Origin of the sequence: Mesorhizobium sp. M7A.F.Ca.CA.001.10.2.1 (genome assembly GCF_003998575.1) — a bacterium.
In the GTDB taxonomy this organism is placed as follows: domain Bacteria; phylum Pseudomonadota; class Alphaproteobacteria; order Rhizobiales; family Rhizobiaceae; genus Mesorhizobium.
Window position 1 is genome coordinate 1 of sequence record NZ_RZQY01000383.1, and the last position, 5659, is coordinate 5659.

The following is a 5659-nucleotide window of genomic DNA, read 5'->3' on the forward strand; positions in this document are numbered from 1 at the left end:
GATCAGGTCGACGGCGAGCGCGAATTCCTCGTGAAAACGGAAGCTGCCGCGCATCTCGATCTCTTTGGCGACGATCAGGTTCTGCGGGAGAGACACGTCGCCGCCAAGGCCGAGCTGCATCAGCACGCCGCGCGGCTTCAGCACGTCGAGTCCGGCCCGTGCCGCGCGCTCGTTGCCGGAGCATTCGAACATCACGTCGAAACTGCCCTTTTCGATGTTATAGGCAGCGAGCTTGTCGGCGTCGGTGGCGACATTGATGGTGCGGTCAGCGCCGATCTCCCGAGCCTTTTCCAGCACGGCATCCATGACGTCGGTGACGATGATTTCGCGCGCGCCGTGGGCTCTGGCTGCCAGGATGCAAAGCGCGCCGATCGGCCCGCAGCCGGTGACCAGAACGCGTTTGCCGAGCAGCGAGCCGGCGCGGTTCAGGGCATGCAGCGTAACCGCAAAAGGCTCGGCGAAAGCGGCCTCGTTGATGGAGATATGGTCGGCGATTTTATGACATTGCCACGCCTCCGCGATCAGGCGCTGGCGGAACGCCCCTTGTATATGGGGCATCGGCATGGCGCTGCCATAGAAGCGCATGTTGAGGCATTGGTTCTGCATGCCTTGCAGGCAGTAGCGGCAGGCGTTGCAGGGTCGGCTGGGCGAGATCGCGACGCGGTCGCCGACAGCGAGTGTGGAAACGCCGCCGCCGATGACCTTTACTGTGCCGGCAACCTCGTGGCCGAGGATCATCGGTTCGCGCAGGCGAATCGCGCCGAAGCCGCCATGGTTATAGTAGTGCAGGTCCGAGCCGCAGATGCCGCCGGCTTCGACCGCGATCTCGACCTGTCCGGCGCCGGGGGAGCCCGGATCGGTCTCCTCTATCCGCAGGTCTTTTATCGCGTGGATGACGATCGACTTCATGATGGAATCTCTTTCTCAAACGACCGGTGTCAGCAAGGTCTGTCCGCCGAAATGGGCCGCGAGATTGTCGCGAACGAGCTGACCCATTGCCTTGCGGGTCTCCACCGTGCCGCTGGCGTGGTGCGGTTGCAGCACGACATTGGAAAGCTTCAGGAAGCGATCGTCGATCGTTGGCTCGTTCCAGAACACGTCAAGGCCGGCGCCCTTTATGGCACTGGATTCCAGGGCCGCGAGCAACGCGGTCTCGTCAACCGTGCTGCCGCGCGAAATATTTATGACGATGCCGTCAGGCCCGAGTGCAGCCAGAACATCCGCATCGATGATGTGCTTCGTGCTGTCGCCGCCAGCGAGCGTCACAATCATGAATTCACTCTGTCGCGCCAGTTCGACCAGATCGCCAACGAATGCGTAGGGCAAGTCATCGCGCTTACGCACGTCGAAATAGGCGACAGCGCAGTCGAAGGCTGCGGCGCGCCTGGCCACCGCCGCGCCGACGCGGCCCATGCCGACAATGCCCAGCCTTTTCCCGCAAACGCGCGTCACCAGCGGCATGTTGGCCTTGCGCCAGCTGCCATCGCGGACGTAGGCGTCGGCCTGCGGGATCTTGCGCGCCACTGCCAGCAGCAGCCCGATGCCGATATCGGCCACGTCCTCGGTCAGCACGTCAGGCGTGTTGGTGACGCGGATGCCGTTTGCCCTGGCGTAAGCAAGGTCGATGGCGTCGGTGCCGACGCCATAGCAGGAGACGATTTCAAGCTTCGGCAGTTTCGCCATCAGCGCCGCACTTGCCCCAAGCTCGCCGCGCGTTGCGATGGCACGAATCGCGCCAGCTCGGCTTGCGATAAGCGCGTCCTTGTCCTCCGCCTGCCAGAGCTTGTGAACGCGATATCTCGCCTCGAGGTCTTCCATGTCCCAATCCGGATAGGGGCCGGTCATCAATATATCGGTCATGGCGTCGTCTCCTCAGCAAGTTCATTTTTCCCATTGACTATGTTATCGATAACATTCATGTCAATAGGCACTGGCGGCGGCGCGGTGGAAATCATATCCGCTTCAGGGGACAGTCCTCAGGAGGAGCGCATGAGCAGTTCGTTGTTCGATTTGACCGGCATGCGGGCGCTGGTCACCGGCTCGGGTCAGGGGATCGGCCTGGCGCTGGCAGAGGGGCTGGCGCAGCACGGCGCCGAAATCGTGCTGAACGGGCGCAACGCTGAAAAAGTCGCGGCCGCTGCCGATGCGCTGGTGGCCCGGGGATACAAGGCTCGCGTGGCGGTCTTCGACGTGACCGATCACGCTGCGGTCGTCAAAGGCGTCGCCGAGATCGAGGCGACGATCGGCGCCATCGACATTTTGATCAACAATGCCGGCATGCAGTTTCGTATGCCGCTCGAGGACTTCCCTGCGGACAAATGGGACGAGCTGCTGCGCACCAACATCTCCAGCGTGTTTTTCGTCGGGCAGGCGGTGGCGCGGTACATGATTGCGCGCAAGTGCGGCAAGATCATCAACATCGCCTCGGTACAAAGCGAGTTGGCCCGCACGAACATCGCGCCCTATACCGCCACGAAGGGAGCGGTGCGCAATCTGACGCGCGGCATGTGCGCCGACTGGGCCAAGCATGGCCTGCAGATCAATTCCATCGCGCCGGGCTATTTCAAGACGCCGCTCAACCAGGCGCTGGTCGACAATCCCGAATTTTCGACATGGCTGACCAACCGAACGCCGGCCGGACGCTGGGGCGATGTCGGCGAACTGATCGGCGCGGCAGTCTTCCTGGCCGGACCGGCCTCATCCTTTGTCAACGGACACACGCTCTATGTCGATGGCGGCATCACGACCTGTCTTTGAGCCCGCACTCATCGTCGTGATGGGTGTCAGCGGCTGCGGCAAGACCAGAATCGGAGTCGAGATTGCGGAGCGGCTCGGCCTCCCCTTCATCGAAGGCGACACGCTGCATCCGCCCGGCAATGTCGAAAAGATGTCGGCCGGCATCCCGCTCGCCGATGACGATCGCTGGCCGTGGCTGGATCTGGTGGGTGCAGCCTTGCGCCAGGCGAACGAGGAGGGCCGTGGGCTTGTCGTAAGCTGCTCAGCGCTGAAGGAATCCTACCGTGATCGGCTTCGCCATGCGGTGGGCGGGTCGGCGGTTTTCATATTCTTGGAGGGGTCGCGCGCGCTGCTGCAAGCCAGACTCGCCGAGCGTGGCGGCCATTTCTTTCCGCCGGCGCTGCTCGATAGCCAATTCGCTGCGCTGGAAAATCCGGATGGTGAGAAGCTAGTGGTCACCGTGGATATCAACGCTCCGGTCTACAGCATAGTCGACGCGGCTTTGGAGGGGCTGGGCACTCTCAGTGTCGCACCCGCTGCCGGGACAAAGAGAGAGGCACGTTGACATGACAGAAGCAGCACAAATCGCCGTTGTCGGCGCCGGCATCATGGGATCGGCGATTGCCACCCGCCTGATCGAGACCAAGCAGACCGTCACGATGTTCGATCTGGACAAGGCCAAGGTTGCCGCCCTGACCGCGAAGGGTGCGGCAGCCGCCGCGTCTGTCGCCGAGGCGACACACGCCAGCAGCTTCGTCATCCTCAGCCTCAACCATGCCGATATCGTGCGTTCGGTGGTGTTTGGCGACGGCGGTGTCGCGGCTGCGGCGTCGTCCGAAAAGCTGCTGATCGACATGTCGTCGATCGACCCGGCCGACACCGCTGAGATGGCGAAGAAGCTCTTTGCCGAGACCGGCATGAAATGGCTCGACTGTCCGCTGTCGGGCGGCGTTCCCGGTGCGCTCGCCGGCCGGCTGACCGTCATGGCGGGCGGCGAGGCGGCAGACTTCGAACACGCGCGCACGGTGATGCGGCATCTCTGCGCCAACTACACGCTGATGGGGCCGAGCGGGGCAGGGCAGACAACCAAGCTGATCAACCAGCTTTTCTGCGCGGTGCTGTTCCAGGCCGTCGCCGAAGCGGTGAAACTCGCCGAAGCCGGCGGCGTCGATCCCAAGGCCATCCCGGCGGCGCTGAAGGGCGGCAGGGCCGATTCCAGCATCATGCAGGAGTTCATGGCAAAGTTTGCCGCTCGCGATTTTTCAGCCACCGGACGCATCGACAACATGCTGAAGGACCTCGATTCGCTGCAGGCCTTTGCGCTGAAGACCAAGACGCCGATGCCGATGACCGGGCAGGTGGTCGAGATCCATCGCCTGCTCTGCGCGGCCGGGCTGGGGTCTAAGGATTCGGCTGAAATGATGCGCCTGCTCGACGGCAAGACCAGCTGAGCGGCGAGCCCTGGACTTTGTCGCTTGACGCTCAGAAATGTTATCGATAACATCATTTGGCGATCTTGGGAGGAACGCTTGTGTCTGAGGAAAAATTGATCGAATTCAAGTCGATTACCAAGGAGTTCGGCGGCACCCGCGCGCTCTCCGACGTGTCGCTCGATCTGCACAAGGGCGAGATCCTGGCACTGCTCGGCGAGAACGGCGCCGGTAAGTCGACGCTGATCAAGACGCTTGCCGGCATCTACCGTCCCGATGGCGGCAGCATCCTGTTTCGCGGCGAGCCTTATCATCATCGCCCGCCGCGGCCGAACCAGCGCCAATCCGTCGCCTTCATTCACCAGGATCTCGGCCTGATCGAGTGGATGACGGTCGGCGAAAATGTCGGCCTCGCGCAGGGATTTTCGCTGCGCTCCGGTCTCATCGACTGGCGCTCCACCGAAAAGCGGGCGCACGAGGCGCTGAAGCTTGTCGGCTGCGATTTCGATCCGACGACGCGCGTCCAGGATCTAACGCGTACCGAAAAATCGCTGGTCGCCATCGCCCGCGCTCTGGCCACCGAGGCCGATGTTCTGGTGCTCGATGAGCCGACCGCCAGTCTCCCGGCCGACGAGGTCGATCGCCTGTTCGACGCCATCCGCCCGCTCAAGCAGCGCGGTGTCGGCATGATCTATGTCTCGCATCGCCTCGACGAGATTTTCCGCATCGCCGACCGCGTTGCCGTGCTGCGCGACGGCAGGCTGGTTGGCCAGAAGAAGGTCGCCGAGACCAAGCCGGACGAGCTGGTCGAGATGATCGTCGGCCGTCCGGTAAGCCAGGTTTTCAGCAAGGCTGAGACGCAGGCCGGCGAGACGGTGTGCGCTGTTCGCGACCTGGTCTGCGCCGGCGCCGGTCCGGTGTCGTTCGACGTGCGCAAGGGAGAGCTGCTCGGTCTGGTCGGATTGCGCGGCGCCGGACAGGAATTGGTCGGCCGCACGCTGTTCGGCTGCCAGGCCTTTTCCGGTTCGGTGACGATCAATGGCGCTATGCCCGATCTATCGAGCCCGATCGCGGCGATGGCGGCCGGCGTCGGCCTAATCGCCCGCGACCGGACGGAGGAATCCATCGCGGCCTCCTTGTCGATCCGCGAGAACAGTTTTCTCAATCCCGGTGCCGGCAAGCGCGGCCTGTTCTCATTCCTGGCGTCTCACAAGGAGGCTGCGCTGGCGCAAGTGATCGGCGGCTCGGTCGGGCTGCGCCCCAACGATCCGAACCTGCCCATCGAAGCGCTTTCGGGCGGAAACCAGCAAAAGGTGGTCGTCGGGCGCTGGCTCCACACCGGCCGCACATTGCTGATCGCCGAGGACCCCACTGCAGGCGTCGATGTCGGCGCCAAGGCCGAGATCTACCGGCTGATCGGCCGCGCACTTGAAGCCGGCCTCGCTGTGGTCGTGGTGTCGACCGATTTCGAGGAGATCGCCCATATCTGCCAC

General features: G+C 63.4%; 6 protein-coding genes. 4 read left to right on the forward strand and 2 right to left on the reverse strand.

The window, feature by feature from the left end:
- Positions 1-909 (reverse strand): L-idonate 5-dehydrogenase (locus EN964_RS22305; protein WP_164775928.1); only part of this gene is annotated, 909 nt, incomplete at its 3' end.
- 15 nt (positions 910-924) lie between these two features.
- Positions 925-1860: a 2-hydroxyacid dehydrogenase gene (locus EN964_RS22310; RefSeq protein WP_127268549.1), complete on the reverse strand. Its 936-nt coding sequence runs from the start codon at positions 1858-1860 to the stop codon at positions 925-927.
- 129 nt (positions 1861-1989) lie between these two features.
- On the opposite strand from EN964_RS22310, the gene EN964_RS22315 reads away from it, so the two are divergent.
- The 4 genes from EN964_RS22315 to EN964_RS22330 all read left to right on the forward strand — a co-directional run.
- Positions 1990-2757: an SDR family oxidoreductase gene (locus EN964_RS22315; protein ID WP_127268550.1), complete on the forward strand. Its 768-nt coding sequence runs from the start codon at positions 1990-1992 to the stop codon at positions 2755-2757.
- Positions 2726-3301 (forward strand): gluconokinase, encoded by a 576-nt coding sequence (locus tag EN964_RS22320; protein WP_236383252.1) that lies wholly within the window; start codon positions 2726-2728, stop codon positions 3299-3301. Before EN964_RS22315 ends, EN964_RS22320 begins: the two co-directional genes overlap by 32 nt.
- Position 3302: 1 nt before the next feature.
- Entirely contained in the window at positions 3303-4187 is an 885-nt protein-coding gene (locus EN964_RS22325) for an NAD(P)-dependent oxidoreductase (RefSeq protein ID WP_127268551.1), read from the forward strand.
- Between the two features lie 80 nt (positions 4188-4267).
- Positions 4268-5659, forward strand: a 1392-nt coding sequence (locus tag EN964_RS22330) for a sugar ABC transporter ATP-binding protein (RefSeq protein WP_164775929.1), incomplete at its 3' end; no start/stop codon positions are given.